Source organism: Burkholderia ubonensis, from assembly GCF_001718695.1.
GTDB lineage: Bacteria > Pseudomonadota > Gammaproteobacteria > Burkholderiales > Burkholderiaceae > Burkholderia > Burkholderia ubonensis_B.
The window spans coordinates 1,435,261-1,456,496 of the sequence record NZ_CP013422.1 but is presented as its reverse complement, the minus strand read 5'-3'; the positions used below and the strand labels follow the sequence as shown (position 1 = coordinate 1,456,496).

The window sequence follows — 21,236 nt, the reverse complement described above, 5'->3', positions numbered from 1 at the left end:
ACATGCCCGGCGGCGCCGATGCGACGCGCAGGGCAGGAGCACAATCCGTGATCGTACTGGACTCATCCCTCGAACCCTTGCTGCACGTCTTCGAACAGGACGGCGAATGGCAATGGGCGCTGACGGTGAAGCGGACGGCGGGCGTCGGCGTGAAGGTGGTCGCGTTCAGCACCGAGGGCTACCACCGCGAAGCCGACGCGTATGCCGCCGGCGAGCGGGCGCGCGCCGAGTATGACGACGCCGTGACGACGTGAGCCGCTGACGCTGCCGCATCGGGCGGTATGCGGGCAGGCGTCCGTTCGTCGTCTCCGTTCTTTCTGCCTTTCCGATTTTCTTAGCTCTCTACCCCGCATCGCGCCAGACACCGGCGTGACCTCGGGCCGCGCGCCAATCGAGCCAAATAATCCGCACGCTTCGATACACCGCTGCAATACGCGGTGCTCGTCGCCGATTTCCTCCATTCGCTGCCACGCATTGCGTCACGCGCACGCGTGCCTCAGGCCGCCCGCGGTCCGACCGAAACGATCCGGACCCTTCGAATTTCCTCAGTTCCTCGCGACGCATCGCGTCATGCAACGACGTGGTGCCGGGGCATGCGTCGCCCGAAATGATTCGTAGCTTTCGCCACGGATCTGCCATACGTGCCGCTTTCCCCACTTTGCTGCGCTCCCCGTCACGCATTCGCGTCACTTACCGGCGTGATCCTGGCGCGTGCGCCGCCCAAAATGATCCGTACCTTTCGACACGTCCGTGCCATACGCTCCGCTTAACGTGCACGGGTGGCGTCCGCCATGGCGACGCTGCGCGACGCGTCGCGTGCCCGGCGCACGCCGCGCGGCGGCGACTCACCGACTCGAACGCAGCTCATGTGCGATGACAGAACCGACACTTTCCGCGCTGCTCGGGCATCGCGACGGGGCTTCACATTGATCGAGGTGCTGATCGCGCTGGCGATCGTCGCGGTGGCGCTCGGCGCCGTGATGCGCGCGATCGGCGCGCTCGCCGCGGATACCGACACGACCCGCATGCGGCTGCTCGCGCTCTGGAGCGCAGACAACGCGCTCGGCGAACTGCGCATCGCGTCGAGTTGGCCGGACGCCGGCACGCAGACGTTCGCGTGCCCGCAAGGCCGTTACCGGTTCGTCTGCCGACAGTCCGTCGCCACGCTGCCGAGCCCGCTCGTGCGGCGCGTGACGGTCAGCGTTTATCCGTCGGCATCGAGCGGCACCGTGCTCGCCGAAGTCGTGACGGTGATCCAGAATGAAGCACGGCGCTGATCGGCCCGCGCGCCTCCATGCGCGCGGCTTCACGCTGATCGAGATGCTGGTCGCGATCGCGCTGCTCGCGGTGATCGCGCTGCTGTCGTGGCGCGGCCTCGATGCGACGATTCGCGGCCGCGACGACATCGCGTCGAATCTGGCGCAAACGCGTCTGCTCGGCCGCTACTTCTCCCAGCTGCAGTTCGACCTGATGAACCTCGTGACGGCCGACGAGGTGTTCGGGCCGCCGCTGCGCATCCGGCCGAACGAGCTCGTGATGGTGCGCCGTCTCGGCGTCGGCAGCGGGCCGACGCACGTGCAGGTCGTGCGCTACCGGCTGAACGGGCGCGCACTCGTGCGCAGCGCGTCGCAGCCGCTCGCCACGCTCGCCGAGGTGGACGCGGCGCTGCGGCACATGGACGATTTCGCGCAGGTCGTCGTCAGCAGCGATGCACGCGCGATGCAGCTCGCGGTGTGGATCGCCCCCGGCGGCTGGACGACCAGCCAGGCCGCGATCGAGCAAGCCTACGCGCAGTTTCTCGCGCAGCACGGCATCAGCAATTCAACGTCGCTCGGGATGCCGCTGCCGCGCGGTGTGCGCTTCGCCGTGACGATCGGCGCGCCGCCGGTCGAATACGTGAGGACGATCGCGATCGGTCAGTGACGGCGGCGGCAACGCCCTGCGGCGCCGGCACGGCCGCGGTCGGCCGCAGCCGACCGCGCGCTGCGTGACCCGGCAAAAATGGTCCGTAACTTTCGTCATACGGCTGTTATCGGGCGTCCGTTAGTCTCGTGCCGAACATGACCGCCGCGACCGGCCGCTTCGGCCCGTCGCCGGCATCGGCAAACGGGAAGGGGGCGAACGTGACGGTCGAGCACCGGCATGATCCACACGCGGGCGCGCCGGCGAACGGTGCGTCCGGGCAATGGCAAGCGGCGGCGCTCCTCGGCCGCGCGCAGCAATGGCACGGCGCCGGGCGCTTCGACGACGCGGCACGCGACTATCTTGCCGTGCTCGCGAACGAACCCGATCATCCGCAGGCGCTGCACCTGTACGGCGTGCTGCAGTTCCAGCGCGGTGCGGCCGATCAGGCCGAAGCGCTGCTGCGCCGCTCGATCGCGCTCGACGCGAGCGCACGCGCGTTGTCCGACCTCGGCGCGCTGGTAGGCGAGGAGGGACGCGTCGACGAGGCGCTCGACCATTTCGCGGCGGCGCTGCGGGCATCGCCCGACGACGTGCAGACGCTCGTGCGCCGCGGCAACACGCTGCTCGGGCTGCGGCGCTACGACGACGCGCTTGCGTCGTTCGATCGCGCGCTGGCGCTGTCGCCGCTCGTGCTCGATGCGCTGTGCAATCGCGGCGGTGCGCTGCGGGCGCTCGGCCGCTTCGACGAAGCGCTCGACACCTACGAGCGCGCGCTGATGGTCGACCCGCAATCGTGCGAATCGTGGTTCAACCGCGGGCTCGTGCTGCGCGAGCTGCAGCGATCCGTCGACGCGCTGCACTGCTTCGAGCGCGCGCACGCGCTGCGGCCGGGCGTGGCCGCGATCGAGGCCGAGCGCGGCCGCGCACTGGCCGATCTTGGCCGCGACAACGAAGCGCTCGCCGCGTTCAACGATGCGATCGCGGCCGACCCGGCGCGGCTCGACGTGCTGCGCGACAGCGCGGCCGTGCTCGAACGGCTCGGTCGCGCGGACGAAGCGCTTGCCCGCTGGGAGCGCGTGCTGGCGTCCGATCCGGATCAGGTGCGTGCGCTGGCGGGTGGCGGCAATGCATTGCCGCCACTTCGCCGCGACGACGACGCGCTCGACGGCCGCGCGAGGTCCTCGAACCTGGAACGAGCGCCACGCGCGAGCGCGCCGGCCGCGCCGCGATCGGCCGATGGCAGTCAGCACGATGGCAGCGCGTCGGTTGGTCATCAGCCAGATGCCAGGCGAGCCGATGCCGGCCGGTCCAATGGCAACCGGTCCGATGCGAGCTCGCCCGACGACAGCGCGCCCATTGGTAACCAGCCCGATGCCAGGCGAGCCGATGCCGGCCCGTCCAGTGGCAGCCGGACCGATGCGAGCTGGCCCGACGACAGCGCGCCCATTGGTAACCCGCCCGATGCCAGGCGAGCCGATGCCGGCCGGTCCAATGGCAGCCGGCCCGGTGCGAGCCAGCCCGATGACAGCGCGCCCATTGGTAACCCGCCCGATGCGAGCCGAGCCGATGCCGGCCCGTCCAATGCCAGGCAACCCAATCCCAGCGCCCCCGAAGCGCTCGCCCCCGACCAACTACTCGCCGGCGCACGCGCCGCGCACCGCGACGGCGCGCTGCAGCAGGCCGAGCACGCGTACGCCGCGCTGCTCGCAGCCGATCCCGACCATCCGGAAGCGCTGCACCTGCTCGGCGTGTTGCGTTTCCAGCAGGGACGGCTCGACGATGCCGAGCCGCTGATGCGGCGCTCGATCGAGCGCCAGCCGGCGCCGCTAGCGCTCGCGAACTACTCGGCGGTACTCGCTGGGCTCGGCCGCACACACGACGCACTCGCACGGCTCGACGATGCGCTCGCGATCAATCCGACGCACGCGCGCGCACTGTTCCAGCGCGCGGGCCTGCTCGCGGAACTTGGCCGGCACGACGAAGGCCGCATAGCCTACGACCGGCTGCTCGAACTTACCCCGGGCTTCGCCGACGGCTACGTGAAGCGCAGCGACACGCAGCGCGCGCTCGGCCACCACGCTGCGGCGGTGGCCGACTGCGATCGCGCAATCGCGCTCGCGGGCCGCACGTTCGACGCGATGCGCACGCGCGGTCTCGCGCTGCGCGAACTCGGCCGCCATCGCGACGCGGCCGACAGCTACGACCATGCGCTTGCGCTGGCGCCCGGCAGCGCCGACGTGCTGTTCCTGCGCGGCGTCGTTCATCTCGATCTGCACGATCCCGAGCGCGCGCTCACGGATTTCAACGCGGCGATCGCGACGAAGCCGACCTTTGTCGATGCGCTCGTCAACAGCGCAATCGCGCTCGAGCAGCTTGGCCGCCACGACGAAGCGCTGCTGCGCTGCGACCGCGCGCTTGCGCTCGAGCCGCGCCACGCGTGCGCGCTCGCCACCCGCGGCAACGCGGCGAGCCAACTCGGACGTCACACGGACGCAATCGATAGCTATGCGCGCGCGCTCGACGCCGATCCGCTCAGCACCGTCGTGCTGTGCAACTTCGCCGATGCGCTGATGCGCGTCGATCGCCACGCCGACGCGCACGCGCTGTGCGAGCGCGCGCTCGAGCTCGACCCGCAGTGCGCGCCGGCGTGGTTCACGCGCGCACGCGTGCGGCTCGAAACGCATCGTTACTACGATGCGCTCGACGATCTCTCACGCGCGATCGCGCTCGCGCCGCTCGACAAGCTCGCGCACTTCCATCGCGGCCACGCGTTGCGCGCGCTGCGCCGGCACGACGACGCGCTGCACGCCTACGCGCGCGTGCTCGACATCGATCCGGACGATGCGGCCGCCCACTGCACGCGCGCCTTCCTGTGCCTGTCGACCGGCGATTTCGAAACCGGCTGGGCCGAGTACGAATGGCGCTGGCGCGACAGTCAGCTCGACGCCAGCCGGCGCGATTTCGCGCAACCGCGCTGGACGCGCGGCATGCCGCTCGACGGTCGCACGATCCTGCTGTATCCGGAACAGGGGCTCGGCGACACGCTGCAGTTCTGCCGCTACGTGCCGCTGGTGAAGGCGCTCGGCGCGCGCGTCGTGCTGGAGGCGCCGGTCGAGCTGACGACGCTGTTCGCCACGCTCGACGGCGTCGACGTGCTGGTCGCGCGCGGCGAGCCGCTGCCGCCGTTCGACCTGCATTGCCCGCTGCTGAGTCTGCCGCTCGAATTCCGCACGAATCTCGCGTCGATTCCCGCGGGCGCGCCGTACCTGCGCGCCGATCCCGAGCGGGTCGAACGGTGGCGTGCGCGCCTCGGCGACAGCGGTCGTGCACGCATCGGCCTCGTATGGACCGGCAACCCGCTGCACCTGAACGATCGCAACCGTTCGATGACGCTGGCCGAGCTGCTGCCGCTGCTCGACGATCGCTACGACTGGATCAGCGTGCAGAAAGTGATTCGCGACGACGACCGCGCGGTGCTCGACGCGAGCGCGATCCGTTTCGTGGGCGACGACCTGACCGATTTCGCCGAGACGGCCGCGCTGATCGGCGCGCTCGATGCGGTGATCAGCGTCGATACGTCGGTTGCGCACCTGGCCGGCGCGCTGGGCTGCCCGCTCGCCGTGCTGCTGCCGCACACGCCCGATTTCCGCTGGCTGCTCGATCGCGACGACAGCCCGTGGTATCCGCGCGCGACGCTGTTCCGGCAACCGGCCGGCGGCCAGTGGGCGCCGGTGGTCGAGCGCGTGCGCGGCGCGCTGCCGGCGCTGCTTGCGCGCGCGACGCGATGAGCACCGTGCCTGCGCCGCCGCTGCGGGCGGCCGTCGACGACGCGCTGCGACACGCGCGCGCGAAGCTCGCGCAGCGCGATTTCGCCGGCGCGGCGCGGCTCTACGAAGGTGTGCTCGCGATGCTGCCCGATCACGTCGAGGCGTTGCACCTGCTCGGCGTCGTGCATCTGGAACGCGGCGACCCGTCGCGCGCGGAGCCGCAGATCGCGCGCTCGATGCGCTTCGGGCTCGATCAGCCGTGGAATTTCACCAACCATGCGGCGGCGCTGACCGGAATCGGCCGCTATCGCGACGCGCTCGACGCGGCCGCGCAGGCACTCGCGCGCGATCCCGGCCATGCGCGCGCGCATGCGGTGCGCGGCGACGCGCTGCTTGCGCTCGGCCGGCATCCAGAAGCGCTCGGCGCATACGATCTCGCGCTGATGCGCGAGCCGGGGCGCGTCGCGGCCTGGGTGCGGCGCGGCGAGGCGCTGCGCGCGCTGGGCCGTCCCGCCGACGCGCTGATCAGCATCGAACGCGCGCTGCAGATCGACGCGCACGACGCGGACGCGCTCGCGCAACGCGGCCATGCACTGCGCGCGCTGGGGCGCGGCGACGAGGCCGTGCATTGCTTCCGGCTCGCGATGGTGGTGCGCGGCAAGACCGCCGAACTCGTCTACGCATGCGGCCATGCGCTGATCGAACTGGGCCGCCCGGCCGACGCGCTCGCATGCATCGACGAAGTGCTGACGCGCATGCCCGACGACGCCCAGCTGCTGTTCGTCAGCTGCGTCGCGCTCGATCTGCTGCATCTGCACGACGAATTGCTGAAGCGCGCCGACCGTCTGCTCGCGCTCGACCGCGACAGCGTCGGCGCGTGGCTCGGCCGCGGCAACGCGTTGCTCGGACTGCGCCGTCACGACGAAGCGGTGCGTGCCTACGACGAAGCGCTGGCGCGCGCGCCGGGCGACTTCGACGCGCTGCGCAATCGGGCGGGCGCGCTGCGTACGCTGGGCGCCTGTGAAGACGCGCTTGCCGATTACGATCGCGCGCTCGCCGCGCGCGGCCCCCACGCCGAAGTGCTGTGCAATCGCGCGATCGCGCAGCAGTTGCTCGGCCGTTACGACGACGCGCTCGCGAGCTACGCGGCCGCCGCCGCCGCGCCCGGCAGCACCGCGCAGGAGCTCTGCACGCGCGCGGTCGCGCGCCAGCAGCTCGGCGACTACGCGGGGGCGCTCGCCGATTTCGCGCTGGCCTGCCGGCACGACCCGAATCACGGCATCGCCCGCCGTTCCGACGCATTCTGCCGTCTGCTGACCGGCGACTTCGCGACCGGCTGGCGGCTGCACGAGGCGCGCTGGGACGCCGCCGACGTGACGTTGCACCGGCGTCATGCGAGCCGCCCGCAGTGGACCGGCGACGCACCGCTCGCGGGCCGCACGCTGCTGCTGCACGCGGAGCAGGGCTTCGGCGACACGCTGCAGTTCTGCCGCTACGCGAGCCTCGCGCACGATCGCGGGGCCACCGTCGTGATCGATGCGCCGGCGGCGTTAGCCGAGTTGCTCGGCACGCTGCGCGGCGTGAGCCGCGTCGTCGCCGCTGGGCAGCCCGCGCCGGCGTTCGACCTGCATTGCCCGATGACGCGGCCGCGCCGTCGCGGCGCCTGCGCGTCGGGCTCGCGTGGTCGGGCAATCCGCATCACGCGAACGACGAGAACCGGTCGATGACGTTGGCGGCGCTGGCGCCGCTCATGGCGCTCGACGCGACCTTCGTCAGCCTGCAGGTCGACGTGCGCGCGCGCGACGCCGCCGCGTTCGCGGCCGGCGGCGTGCTGTCGTTCGCGAACGCGTTGACCGATTTCGCGGAAACGGCCGCACTCGTCGACGTGCTGGATCTCGTGATCGCCGTCGACACGTCGGTCGTGCATCTGGCCGGCGCGCTCGGCCGGCCGGTGTGGGTGCTGCTGCCGCGCGTGCCCGACTGGCGCTGGCTGCTCGAGCGCGACGACAGCCCGTGGTATCCGCACGCGACGCTGTTCCGCCAGCGCCTGCCGGGCGACTGGCCGGCGGTGGTCGAGCGCGTGGCCGATGCGCTCGCCGCGCGTGTGCGCGCCCACGCGGCCGGCCGACTGTGACAAAAGCTACGGACCATTCGCGCGCGGCCGGAATGGTCCGTAACACCCGCCATGTCGCTGCCATCGGGCCTTCGTATGTTCTCGGGATTCCCGCGGCCGGGTTCCGGCCGACGCGCAACGACCAGGCGCGGCAACGGATCGGCGTCGTGGGCGGCGCGATCGTCGCCGAGCGCCATTTCATAGGATTCGGGGTGACGAATGGCAGCACGCGCACGTACGGCACGACAATCTGACGCGACGGGGTCGCGCTCGACCCTCAACTCGGAACTGCGGCCGCTGGTGCGCGCCGCTGCGCTGATGTTGCTGGCCGCGGCGTCCGCGCATGCGCACGCGGCCGGCATCATGAACCTCGGCGCGGCCACCGCGCGCGCCGCAGGCGGCGGCAGCGGCGCGGCCGGCGGCGTGCCGGGCATGCCGAACCTCGGCGTGTCGCCGCAGCAGGCGGCGCAGGCGAGCCAGCCGTCGATCCGCAACCTCGGCTACGCCGCGCATGCGATCGCGGCTCAGATCGCCGCGCAGCAGAACGCGGCCGCCGCCGCGGCGAAGCTGCCGTCGAGCGTGCCGAACGGGCTCGCGCCGGGCGGGCTGCAGGTGGCGGCCGGCGCGACGGCCGACACGAGCAACCCGGTGCTGTGGTTCAACGCGAACGCGCCGACGCAGAGCGTCGACGCGAACGGGCACGTGAACGTCGACGTCAAGCAGACCGGCCAGAATGCGGTGCTCACGTGGGAGACGATGAACGTCGGCCGTCAGACCACGCTGAATTTCGACCAGTCGGGCGGCACGCAGACCAACGGTGCGAACAACTGGGCGGTGCTGAACCGCGTCAACGATCCGAGCGGCCGGCCGAGCCAGATCCTCGGCAACATCGCCGCGCAGGGCGCCGTCTACGTGATCAACCGCAACGGCGTGCTGTTCGGTGCCGGCTCGCAGGTCAACGTGCATTCGCTGGTCGCGTCGTCGCTGAACCTGCTCGACATGAAGAAGCAGCTCGTGCCGACCGCGGACGGCATCGTCGCGAGCAACCTGCAGTTCCTGAGCGTGCAGCCCGGCAAGACGGGCGGCCTGGCCTATCCGCAATCGGGCAGTTCGAGCGGCGTGGCGGGCGCCATCGGCCGCCCGAACGAGGTGCTCGGGCTCGGCGGCCCGGTGCTGCTGAGCGGCGCGTATCAGGCGCCGGGCGACGTGACCATCGAGCAGGGCGCGTCGATCACGACGCACACCAACGGGACGGCGAGCGACGGCGGCTTCGTGCTGGTCGCGGCGCCGAACGTGACGAACGCCGGCAGCATTTCCGCGACGGCCGGACAGGTGGTGCTGGCGGCGGGCGTCGGCGTGAGCCTGCGCCCCAACACCGCCGGCGTGACGGCTAATCCGCAGGTGCTGTTGCCGGAGTTGAGCGGACAGATCGTCAAGACCGACCTGCAGACCGGCGGCACGATCGACGTCACGCCCGCCGGCACGCTGACCAACACCGGCATCGTCCAGGCCGCGCGCGGCAACGTGAACCTGCTCGGCAGCCGCGTCGCCCAGAACGGCGTGGTCGGCGTGACGACGAGCGTGAACACGCCGGGCACGATCACGATCTCGACCGCGGACGAATATGCGTCGAACGATCCGCTCGGCAATCCGTACCCCGGCTCGGGGCTGGTCTCCAGCGGGACCGGCGGTGCCGACAACGTCAATCGCGCGGGCCTGCTGAGCTTCGGGCCGCAATCGGTGACCACCGTGCTGGCGGACAGCGCCGGCCAGACGGCGACGTCGACGCCGGGCACGACCTTCACGCCGGGCGGCATCGCGATGACGGCCGGTTCGGTGTGGTTCCAGCGCGGCTCGCTGATCGAGGCGCCGGGCTCGAACGTGTCGGTGACGGCCTATGTGCCGTCCGTCGTGTCGAATTCGACGCCGGGGCAGAGCGCGGTGCCGGGCCGCATCTACGTGGACGACGGCGCGACGATCGACGTATCGGGGCTGGCCGACGTGCACGCGCCGATCTCGCAGACGCTGCTGACCATCGACCGGATCGGCCAGAACGAGCTGGCCGACTCGCCGTTGTTGCGCAACAGCTTCCTGTTCGGGCTGAAGGGCGTGGTCGTCGACAGCACGCTGACCGGCACGCGCAGCGACGGCGTGCAGTGGGTCGGCAGCCCGATCCTGAACCTGTCCGGCTACGTGAACCTGATTCCGCGCACCGTCGACCAGCTGCTGACCAACGGCGGCACGATCACGCTGTCCGGCAACGAGGTGATGACCGCGACCGGTTCGTCGATGAACCTGAACGGCGGCTACGTGCATTACGACGGCGGGATGGTGAACACGACGCGGCTGGTGGACGCCAACGGCGCGATCGTGCCGATCGGGCAGGCGAGCCCGTACGAGCGCTATGTCGGCATTGCCGGGCAGTTCGTCGAAAGCCATCCGCGCTGGGGCGTGACGAAGTCGTGGTTCAACCCGCTGCAGACGGGCGCCGCGTACCAGGCCGACTACATCGTCGGCGGCAATGCGGGCACGCTCGACCTGTTCGCGTCGCAGGCGCTGGTGCTCGACGGCGACGTCAGCGCGCAGGCGTTCGGCGGCGCGAAGCAGACGCAGGGCAACAGCCTGCCGTCGGGCGGTACGTTCAACCTCGGCGCGGACCCGAAGCTGGCCGGCGGCGCGCTGGCCGGGATGGCGTGGAACGCCGCGGCCAGCACGTCGCTCACGATCAACGGCATCGCAGGCCTCGTGATCCTGCAGAACGAAGCGCCGCAGCTCGGCGCGTTGATGCCGGGCTTTTCGATCGACACGCGGCTCGACCCGAGCGCGTCGGCGGCGCTCGCCGCGAACGATCCGGACAATCTGCCGGCCACGCAGGTCGTGCCGGTGGCGACGCTGAATCGCGGCGGCTTCGCGAGCCTGAACGTGACCGGCGACAAGAACGCCGGCAAGGGCATCGAGGTCGCGCAGGGCACGCAGCTGAACCTGCAGCCCGGCGGCTCCGTTTCGCTCGACAGCTCGGCGATCGGCGCGGACGTGAACATCGCGGGGCGTGTCTCGGCGCCGTCCGGCAAGATTTCGGTCACGAGCGGCGGCAATGTCGTGGTCGGCCCGCACGGCGCGCTCGACGCGGCCGGCCAGTGGGTGAACAACGACGTGCAGGCCGCGCCGGGCACCACGCCCGGCAACAGCCAGTTCGTCGACGGCGGCAGCATCTCGCTGTCGGCGATGCAGGGCTCGACGCGCGTGAACGGCGCCGACGTGGATGCGACCGGCTCGATCGTGCTGCAGCCGGGCAGCGTGCTCGACGTGTCGAGCGGCGGCGAGATGCTCGCGAACGGGCAACTGCTGATGCGCGACGGCGTGCCGGTCGGGCGCGGCGGCAACGTCACGTTGCAGACCTATGCGGCATCCGGCGCGACCAGGCAGTTCGGTCACACGCTCGACGGCGGTGCGCCGCTGCCCGCCACGCAGCCGAGCGCCGGCACGATCGCGATGGGCGGCACGATACTGAGCGAAGGCTTTTCGGGCGGCGGCACGCTGACGCTCGAGGCGCTCGGCTTGCGGATCGGCGGCGACCGCTCGGCCGCCTCGCCGTGGGACGTGTACCTGCCCGACAGCTTTTTCGCGCAGCAGGGCTTCGGCAAGTACGTGCTGAACGCGTACTACGGCTCGACCATCGCGCCGGGCGCGACGCTCGCGCTGACGCAACGCAACCGCATGCCGGACGCGCTCGCGCTGCAGCGCACCGGTTCGGGCGCGAACCTCGCGTCGGCGGGACTGACGACGATCGGGCAACTCGACGCCTATCACCGGCAACCGACGAGCCTCGTGTTGACGGGCGGCAACTATCTGACTTGGCAGAGCACGCCCAATGGCCCGCCGCCGTCCTATGCGGACGTGACCGGCGCCGTGACGCTGGCGTCGGGCGCGTCGATCCATGCGGATGCCGGCGCGAGCATCGGCTTCGGTTCGCCGCTGCAGGTGACGGTGCTCGGCTCGGTGGTCGCGCCGGGTGGCTCGATCACGCTGAGCGCCGATACGGGCGGCGGCCCGTTTGCGCAGCCGGGGCAAGCCATCGTGTTCACGCCGAGCGCCGGCCGCTCGGTGTGGCTGGGCGCCGATGCGACGCTCGACGCGGCCGGTGTCGCGTTGGCCGATCCGCTGGCCGCGCCGGTCAGGATCGGCGCGACGACGGTCACGCCGCATACCGGCAAGGTGTTGCCCGGCGGCTCGGTGACGCTGTCGAGCGATGCCGGCTACGTGGTCGCGCAAGCCGGCTCGACGATCGACGTCTCGGGCGCGTCGACGAACTTCGACCGCCTGCAGGCGAACGGCGCCTATGCGTCGCAACCGGTGTGGAGCGACGCCGGCTCGATCACGCTGTCGGCCGCATACGGGCTGTTCGCGGACGGCAAGCTGGCGGGCCACGGCGGCGCGTCGCAAGCGCGCGGCGGCACGCTGACGATCCTGCCGCACCAGAACGGCGGTTCGCCCGGCGCGACCGCGCTCGTCGTGCGGCAGAGCGGCACGTTGCTGCCCGCCGGGTTCGCGCCGGGCGCGGCTGTCCCGACGCCGGCCGATAGCGCGGCCGGCCAGCCGAGCGGCGTGATCGAGTTCGCCGCGGATCGCCTCGACGGTTCGGGGATCGCGAATCTCGTGTTGGGCGACAGCACGCCGTCGCCGCTTTCGGCGCCGGTGCCGACGATCGCTTTCGCGGGCAACGTGAGCCTCGCGCTGCCCGAGTCGGTGACGCTCAATGGCGGGCGCATCGCCGCGATCGGCATGGACCAGCTGCAGACGCTGCTGGCGACGCCGCAGCAGCCGGGCGCCGCCGGTTCGGCGCTCGACGCCCTTTTGTCGCAGGCGCCGGCTCACCCGCTCGGCACGAAGGTGACGATCGACGCGCCGTACGTCGCGCTGGCGGGCCCGACGGCAACGTCGTCGACGCCGCAGTTCGCGCCGGTCGAGACGCTGTCCGATGCGACGCTGAACGTCAATGCGTCGTTCGTCGATCTGCGCAACCAGATCCAGCTCAACAACTTCGGTCACGCGAACCTGAGCAGCCGCGGCGACATCCGTCTGAGCTCGACGAGCGTGTCTCAGCAGGGCAATGCGCTGCTGCCGGGCGTGCTGTACACGCCGGGCAACGTCACGTTCAATGCGGCGAGCCTGTATCCGGCCACCGGCAGCACCTTCATCGTCGATGCGGTCGGTCCCGTCGATCCGGTCACGGGCCAGCGTGCGCCGACCACCGTCACGTTCGGCTCGACCGGCGCGTCCGGCACGCCACTGTCGGCGGGCGGCACGCTGCTCGTCGACGCCACCGACATCGTGCAGGGCGGCACCGTGCGCGCGCCGTCGGGCGCGCTCGTGTTCGGCGTCGGCGATCCTGCGAGCGGTGCGACGCAGAAACAGTTCGGCACGCTGCCGCTCGTCGCGACCGATTCGGTGACGTTCGCGAACGGCAGCGTCACGTCGGTCTCGAACGGCACGTCGATCATTCCGTACGGCACGACGATCGACGGCGTCGAATGGCAGTTCAATCCGCTCGCCGGCGCGTCGGCGGGGGACCTGAACGCGCCGCCCGCGAAGTACGTGGGCGTGAACGGCGCGCGCGTCGCGCTCGGCAAGGGCGCGACGATCGACCTGTCGGGCGGCGGCGATCTGCAGGCCGCCGAATGGGTGCCGGGCACGGGCGGCACGCGCGACGTGCTGGCGCAATACAACGTGAGCTATGCGAGCGGCAACGGGGCAACGGCGGTGCCGGTCAACGCCGGCGCCGGGAACGTCTACGCAATCGTGCCGGGCGTCCAGTCGCCGGTCGCCGCATACGATCCGATGTTCGCGCAGACGCTGCAGCCGGGCGTCGCGAGCAACGGGACGCCGACGACCACGACCGCGACGCTCGATGTCGGCCAGGCCGGCTTGCACGACGCGATCGGCAAGGCTGTGTACCTGTCCGGCGTGCCGGGCCTGAAACCCGGCTACTACACGCTGTTGCCGGGCAAGTACGCGACGCTGCCGGGCGCGTACCGCGTGACGGTGTCGGGCACCGGCGGCAACGTCGTTCCGGGCGCGACGCAGGTGCGGCCGGACGGCACCGTGACGACGGCCGGCTACTTCGCCGACGCGGTCACCGGCGGCCGCAGCGCGACGCCGACGCTGTTCGACGTGCAGTCGGGCGCAACCTGGCAGCAGTATTCGCAGTACACGCTGAAGGGCGCGAACGATTTCTTCGCCGCGCAGGCCGCGAAGCAGGGCAACGTGACGCCGCCGCTGCCGGTGGACGGCGGTCAGCTCGTGCTCGCCGCGACCAAGGCGCTGGCGCTCGGCGCGACGCTCAACGCGGCGCCCGGTGCACTCGGCGCGCCGGCGGAGGTCGACATCGCGTCGCGCGACATCCAGATCACCGGCAGCGGCAGCGCGGCATTGGCCGGCTATCTGCAGATCGGCAGCGATGCGCTCGATTCGCTGAATGCCGGCAGCCTGCTGATCGGCGGCACGCGTGCGGCGACCGCGAACGGCGTGACGATCACGCCGATCGCGAACAGCGTGGTCGTGTCGAACGACGCAGGTTCGTCGCTGAAGGGCCCCGAGATCCTGATCGCGACGAGAACCGACGCGAGCGGTACGGATCCGAATGCGGCGAACGGCTTGCGCGTCGACGCCGGGGCATCGATCGCGGCGGCGGGCGACTACCCGGCGGCCAAGGATCAACCGATCACGATCGCAGGCGACGGCGCGCTGCTGCGCGTATCGAACGGCGCGATGGCGCCGCTCACGCGCAGCGGCGCGACCGGCGCCGGGCTGTTGACGGTCGGCGCGGGCGCGACGCTGTCGGGCGGACAGGCGCTGCTGCTCGATTCGTCCGGCACGCTGAAGGCCGACCCGAGCGCGCTGCTGTCGGCCAAAGCGATCACGGTGGACGGCTCGGCGATCACGTTCACGAATGCGGGCGGCGCAGCCGCGGCGAGCCTGCCCGGTTTCGTGATCGATCCGTCGGGCCTCGCGCAGTTCGCGAACGCCGATCTCGTGTCGTTGCGCAGCTATGGCGCGATGGGCTTCATCGGCGACGTGAATGCGACGTTCGGCAAGCACGTCGACCTCAGCGCGGGCACCTTCACGAGCGACGGCGGCCGCGTGACGCTGAACGGGCAGCAGATCGCGTTCACCAACGAGACGGGCGCGCCGAACGGCGCCGTCACGCCGGGCCGCGGCACGCTGACGGTCAACGCGCAGGAGATCGATTTCGGCGCCGGCACGAAGTCGCTGAGCGGATTCGCGTCGGCGAACCTGAGCGCGAGCGCCGGCATCGTCGGGCAAGGCACGGGGACGTTCGATTTCGGTGCGCTGCCGGTGACGCTGAACGCGCCCGTGTATCTGGCCGATACGCGTTCCGCGTCGACCGTGAAGACGGCCGGCGCGCTGACGTTGAACGGCGCGGCGGGCGCCGCGTTGCCGCAGACGCCGGTCGGCGGTGCATGGCACTTCGTCGGCGCCACGCTCGCCGACAACGGCGCGACGATCGCGGCGCCGGCCGGCAACGTGAGCCTCGAGGCGACCACCGGCAATCTGACGATCGGCAGCGGTTCGACGGTCAGTTCGGCAGGCGTGTCGAAGCAGTTCTTCGACGTGACGCAGTACGCGCCGGCCGGTTCGATCACGCTGACCGCCGATGCGGGGACGGTCGACCTGCAGCCGGGCGCGACGCTCGATTTCTCGGGCGCGAAGGGCGGCGGCGCGGCGGGCAGCCTGACGCTGTCGGCGCCCAAGCAGGTCGTGAACCTGAACGGCACGATCAAGGGCGGCGCGGCGAGCGGCTATGCGGGCGGCTCGCTGTCGCTCGACACGGCCGGTGCGGCCGACCTCGACGCGCTGGCGAAGACGCTCGCGTCGAGCGGCGTGAACCAGTCGATCGACATTCACACGCGCTCGGGCAACCTGACGCTGTCGGCCGGCAATGCGCTGTCCGCTCACGCGGTGTCGCTGACGGCCGACGGCGGCGCGGGCAACGCGTCGGATGCGGCGAACGGCAACGTCGACGTGCTGGGGACGATCGATGCGTCCGGCAAGGCGGGCGGGCAGATCAGCCTGTACGGCAAGAGCGGCGTCGATATCGAGGGCTCGCTGCTCGCGAAGGCAACCGATGCGAGCCAGCGCGGCGGCAAGGTCGCGATCGGCACGAGCGCGACGTTCGATCCGGCCGTCGCCGATCCGTACAACGCGAGCTACGGCTACGAGAACGTGTCGGCCGCGCAGTCCGGCGCGATCCGGCTCGGTTCGAATGCGTCGATCGACGTGTCCGGCGGTACGCCCGGCGGCACGCTGGACGGCACGGTCGATTTCCGCGCGCCGCTGCTGCGCGACGGCACGGTCAACGTCGTGCTCGACGGAAGCCGCGTGCGCGGGTCGCGCAAGACGACGGTCGAAGCGTATGCGGTGTGGAGCACCGCCGATGCGACGACCGGCTCGCAGCATTTCGACGGCCTCGTCGATCCGGCCGGCTGGTACGACGGCAGCGGCCATCTGCTGGCGGGCACGTTCACGGTGCCGGGCAGCACGCCGGCGACGTACAGCTATACGCCGGGCGGCGCGGGCGGCGGAACGCTCGTCAACGACGCGACCGGAGAGTCGACGGCGGTGACCGAGGATCAATTGCGCAACGGGATTTCCGGCAGCGGCTTCACCGGGCTGTCCGGCGCGTACTTCGCCGCCGCGGCCGCCAACGCCGATCATGTCGCGTTCTACGGGTATCGCGCCGACGCGTCCGGCGCAGCGCCGGGCACGCTGATGGCATTCGTCCAGCATGGACCGGATGGCGTCGCCGGCCAGTTCGCCGCTGCATCGCTGCAGAATTTCAGCGTCGCGCCGGGCATCGAGCTCGCCAATCCGGGCCATGCGGTGAACGGCGGCAATATCTCGGTGCTGTCGAACTGGAACCTCGGCGCGGGCGCACCGAACAACAGCGGCAGCATTACGCCGGATTTCCGCTATCGGTCGACGATCGCGCCGACGCTGACGTTCCGCGCGGCCAACGATTTCGATGCGTACGCAAGCATTTCGGACGGGTTTTATCAGAGCCAGGTGGCGTCGATCCTGGGCGGATCGGGGCCGGCTACGGCAACCGGCACTTATACGGACGCGAAGCAGCAATTCGACCAGTTGGTGTCGCTTGACGATCCGACGCAGGTGACCGTGACGTTTACGAACGGGGGAACGGCGGGCCTCACGTCGCTGGATCCGAATGCAATGCTGGTATCGCCGCTGACGGGGCAGACCGGTGGCTATTACTCGGCATATCTGTCATATACCGGCGCGTGGCAACAGGATATCGAAGCGTGGACGTCGCCGAATTCCGCATCGATTTACACCGGGCACATTCTGCCGGTCAGGCCGTCGGTTACGCCGGCGCCGGTACTGGCCGATCATTCGACCTACAGCGACTATCTGACGGCCTATTGGGGCTCTGACCTCACGAGCGGCCCCGCGCCCGGCACTTACATGAATGGGTACACCCCCAGGACGGTTACGAGTTTTGGCACACCTGCCGCACCGACACCGCCGACCGGCCTGGCCGCGAACGCGACGTTGTCGGAGCAGCGTGCCTACCTTGCCGATTACGCGAACTATATGCTCGCATATTCACGCTATTTCAATCGTCGGCTCCCGAGCCTGTTCACACCGCCCGTACGTGCGTACAACGTGTTCTATGCGCCCATTGCGCCTTCGTCGGTGCCGGATACCGGCGTCGTGAATATCGGCGCGCTACCCGGCAACGCGGCGGCGAACGTGCCGACCGCGAACAATCCGCTACCGGTCGCTTTCGCGACCTTGCTCGGCGGCGAAAGCTCGTCGTACCGGATCGTGTCCGGCGCCGATGTGTCGAGCGCGAACCCGCTCGCGTTGCAGCCGGCTTCGACGTCCACGAACGCAGCGGCGGCTTCCGCCAACCTCGGCAACGTGGTGCTGAGCGGGCACACGGGCTACGTGGACAGCAACGGCTTGACGCTCGTCGAACCGGTAACGATCCGGACCGGCAAGGGATCGATCGACGTGGCGGCCGGCAACGACGTGTCGTTGTTCGACACGTCGCGGGTCGCCGATCCGTCGACGCTGATCATTCCGGGCGTGATCTATACGGCCGGCGCGCCGGCGGCAGGCGCGCCGCCGGTCGGTTTGACGACCGCGATCGCGCATGGCAACGTCGCCGGCCTGCAGGACGTTCTGGTGACTTCGGCAGTGAATCCCGATTCGGCCGGCGACATCACGATTCATGCGCGACGTGACATCAAGGGCATGCAGAAGGTGATCGACGCGAACGGAACCGTGACCGGAAATGCCGGTAACTCGATCGACCAGTATTGGTGGCAGTGGATGCAGATCACCGGCGCGAAAACGGCCGACGGCAACACACTCGTTGCTCCGCTGGCCCGGACCTCGATCGATTTCGGCGCCTTCGACCAGGGCGTGATGAGCGTCGGCGGCAATGTCTCGCTCAGTGCCGGCGGGAATATTTCGGATCTCGCGGTGTCGTTGCCGACCACCTGGTACAAGGACGCAACCGGCCAGCCCGTCACCGTCGGCGGCGGCAATCTGTCGGTACGCGCCGACGGCGACATTTTGAGCGGCACTTACTTCGTCGCGAAAGGCGCGGGCGTGATCTCGGCAGGCGGCAGCATCGGCTCGGACATCGCGGTGCCGGTGTCGATCCCCGGGCAAGCTCCAGTAGCGGTATCGACGATCCTGGCGACCCAGGACGGCGTGTTCGACGTGACCGGCCGACAGGGTGTCGAGCTCGGCGCGGTGCTCGATCCGTCGTATGCGAGCGCGTTCCCTCAGGCAGGCGATTCGCCGACCCACCAGATCAACCTGCAGTACTACGGGCAGTACGCCGACAGCCAGGGCTACTCGCCGACCTCGTCGGTGAACGTGTCGTCGACGACCGGCGATATCCGGCTCGGCGCAATCGGCAGCCTGTTGACCGGTGCGAACGGCGTGCTGCCGGCCAGCGTCAATCTGACCGCATTCAGCGGCGGTATCGACGTCGAATCGGGCGGTACGCTGTTTCCGTCGGCGCTCGGACAACTGAACCTGATCGCGGATCGGTCGGTGCGTCTGTCCAACGCCGCGGCGTTGTCGGTCGGCAGCGACACGGCGCCGGCGACGCAATTCGGCCTGTCGGACGCCGATCCGTCGACGATGCCGTCGCCGACCAACCCGCTGCCGGTCGCCGCGATCCCGGCGCTGACCGACGCGACGCTCGCCGCCCATGCGCGCACGGCGCTGCACGGGGACGACGCGACCCCGGCGCGGATCTACAGCGTGAACGGCAGCATCGTCAACGGCGTCGCCGACACGTCCGCCGACGGCGATGGCTTCTATCGCAACCTCCTCACGCTGTCGATCGACAAGCCGTCGCTCGTGCAGGCCGGACAGGACATCGTGAACCTCGCGTTCTGGGGGCAAAACCTGCGCGGCTCGGACGTGACGCGGATCGTTGCCGGCCGCGACATATACGACACGCCGACGCCTCAGAACGGCAGCGGCGTGGTGCCGGTCCTGTCGGTCGGCGGCCCTGGCTGGTTCGATGTCCAGGCCGGCCGCAACATCGGCCCGCTGACGAGCCAGGCCGAGCTCTACAACCAGCACGCCAACACAGGCGGAATCGCGCACGTGTTCACGGGCATCGACGCGGTCGGCAACGCGAACAACCCGAATCTGCCGCACCAGAGCGCGAACCTCGACGTGCTGTTCGGCGTGGGCCCCGGCATCGATGTTCCCGGTTTCGTGGCGGCCTACGTCGCGCCGGGCAGTTCGGTCGCCGGCGTGCCGAGCGCGACGCCGGCGTTGATCGCGTTCATGGAGCAGTACGACGCGGGGCTGCGCGTCGATACGGGGCTGCAGGCCGACCACGACGCGGCGCTCGCGAACGTCGGCCGGCTGACGGCCGCCGAAGCGTGGAAGCAATTCCAGGCGTTGCCGTCGTATGTGCAGCAACGCTTCGCGCAGAAGGTGCTGTTCGGCGTGCTCGCGCAGGTCGGGGCCGACTACAACGATCCGTCGAGTCCGTACCGCGGCCAGTATGCGCGAGGCTATCAGGCGATCAACACACTGTTCCCCGGTTCGCTGGGCTATACGGCGAACAGTCTGGGCGGCGGATCGAACGGCGCGAACCGGCAGGTCGCGACCGGCAATCTCGACATTCGCAGCACGACGATCCAGACCCAGCAGGGCGGCGACGTGACGATCCTCGGCCCCGGCGGGCAGGCGCTCGTCGGCAGCACGACGGCGCCGCCGCAGATCGTCGACGGCACCGGGAGCGTGGTCGCCGGCCCCGGCACGATGGGGATCCTGACGCTCGAGAAGGGCAACGTCGACATCTTCACGGACCAGAGCGTACTGCTCGCGCAGAGCCGGATCTTCACCGAGCAGGGCGGCGACATGACGATCTGGAGTTCGAGCGGCGACATCAACGCGGGCAAGGGCGCGAAAACGGCGGCCGACACGCCGGCGCCGCAGTACGTGTGCGACGCGAACCATTACTGCACCGTCGACGCGCGCGGGCAGGTGACGGGCGCCGGCATCGCGACGCTGCAGAGCATACCGGGCGCGCCGAAAGGCACGGTGAATCTGATCGCGCCGCGCGGCACCGTCGATGCGGGCGACGCCGGCATTCGTGCGGGCAACCTGAACGTTGCCGCGTTGCACGTCGTGAATGCGGACAACATCCAGGTGACGGGCACCGTGAACGGCATCCCGCTCGTGCAGGCGGTGAACACCGGGGCGTTGACCGCCGCGAGTTCGGCCGCCTCGGCCGCGAGCCAGGCCGCGCAGGACATTGCGAAGAACAACGCGTCGGGCGTCGCGCCGCGTCGCTGGACGATCAGCGTGCAGGTCGAGGGCTTCGGCGACAACGGTCCGGATGGCGGATCGAAGCGGCGCAGGCCGGAGCAGGTCGGCTACGATTCGTCGAATTCGGTTTCGCTGCTCGGCTTCGGCGCGCCGGGGGCGACGCAGAAGACGCTGCTGAGCAAGGACGAGCTGGCGAAGCTGAACCGGTTCTGAAGCGCGCGTCGCAGCGGGACGCGCGCTGCCGGGGCGGCGACGGGTGACGTCGGTCGCCGGCCGCGGAAAGTCGACATCGAGATCGACGATGTGACGCGCGTAGTGCTTGGCGAGATTTCATCGACGCTGGGGCAGTCGCAGACGCCGTGTGCTTCGGCCCCAGCGTGATCGGTTATCGGCTCACTGTGCCGCATCGGGCAGCGCCGTATCGCGCAGGCGCTCGGCTCTCTCCTTTCGGTTCGAACCCGATGCATCGCTTCACCACGGCTCGCGTGAATCGCTGCGCTGTCCGCAATGAAAAACCCCAAAGGTCGGCTTCCGACCTTTGGGGCTCCGTCCGTCACTCGACGCGCTTCATCCGCGCGCCGATTCGGAAGCGATCCGGC

Annotated in this window: 8 protein-coding genes; all 8 read left to right on the top strand. The window is 70.4% G+C overall.

The features are described from left to right. Window positions 1-47: 47 nt before the first annotated feature. The 8 genes from WJ35_RS26105 to WJ35_RS26075 all read left to right on the top strand — a co-directional run bounded on the left by WJ35_RS26105 (window position 48) and on the right by WJ35_RS26075 (window position 20,850). Window positions 48-254, top strand: coding sequence for a hypothetical protein (locus WJ35_RS26105; protein WP_069240639.1), 207 nt, complete (start codon window positions 48-50; stop codon window positions 252-254). 612 nt (window positions 255-866) lie between these two features. After that, complete coding sequence (gene gspI / locus WJ35_RS26100; RefSeq protein ID WP_063710896.1) at window positions 867-1,277, top strand: type II secretion system minor pseudopilin GspI; 411 nt, start codon at window positions 867-869, stop codon at window positions 1,275-1,277. Next, the gene (locus WJ35_RS26095) at window positions 1,261-1,923 is read left to right on the top strand and encodes a PulJ/GspJ family protein (protein ID WP_034195246.1); all 663 of its coding nucleotides are present in this window, start codon (window positions 1,261-1,263) and stop codon (window positions 1,921-1,923) included. The genes gspI and WJ35_RS26095 overlap by 17 nt, the downstream gene beginning before the upstream one ends. Before the next feature lie 137 nt (window positions 1,924-2,060). Next, entirely contained in the window at window positions 2,061-5,693 is a 3,633-nt protein-coding gene (locus WJ35_RS26090) for a tetratricopeptide repeat protein (protein WP_230459736.1), read from the top strand. Further along, window positions 5,690-7,399, top strand: a complete 1,710-nt coding sequence (locus WJ35_RS26085) for a tetratricopeptide repeat protein (RefSeq protein ID WP_230459735.1) — start codon at window positions 5,690-5,692, stop codon at window positions 7,397-7,399. The genes WJ35_RS26090 and WJ35_RS26085 overlap by 4 nt, the downstream gene beginning before the upstream one ends. Continuing rightward, on the top strand, window positions 7,396-7,806 hold the full coding sequence (locus WJ35_RS32400) for a glycosyltransferase family 9 protein (RefSeq protein WP_230459734.1): 411 nt from the start codon (window positions 7,396-7,398) through the stop codon (window positions 7,804-7,806). Before WJ35_RS26085 ends, WJ35_RS32400 begins: the two co-directional genes overlap by 4 nt. A gap of 32 nt (window positions 7,807-7,838) precedes the next feature. Then, the gene (locus WJ35_RS31935; protein ID WP_014725296.1) at window positions 7,839-8,039 is read left to right on the top strand and encodes a hypothetical protein; all 201 of its coding nucleotides are present in this window, start codon (window positions 7,839-7,841) and stop codon (window positions 8,037-8,039) included. 64 nt (window positions 8,040-8,103) lie between these two features. Further along, complete coding sequence (locus WJ35_RS26075) at window positions 8,104-20,850, top strand: filamentous haemagglutinin family protein (protein WP_069240637.1); 12,747 nt, start codon at window positions 8,104-8,106, stop codon at window positions 20,848-20,850. Window positions 20,851-21,236: the final 386 nt, after the last annotated feature.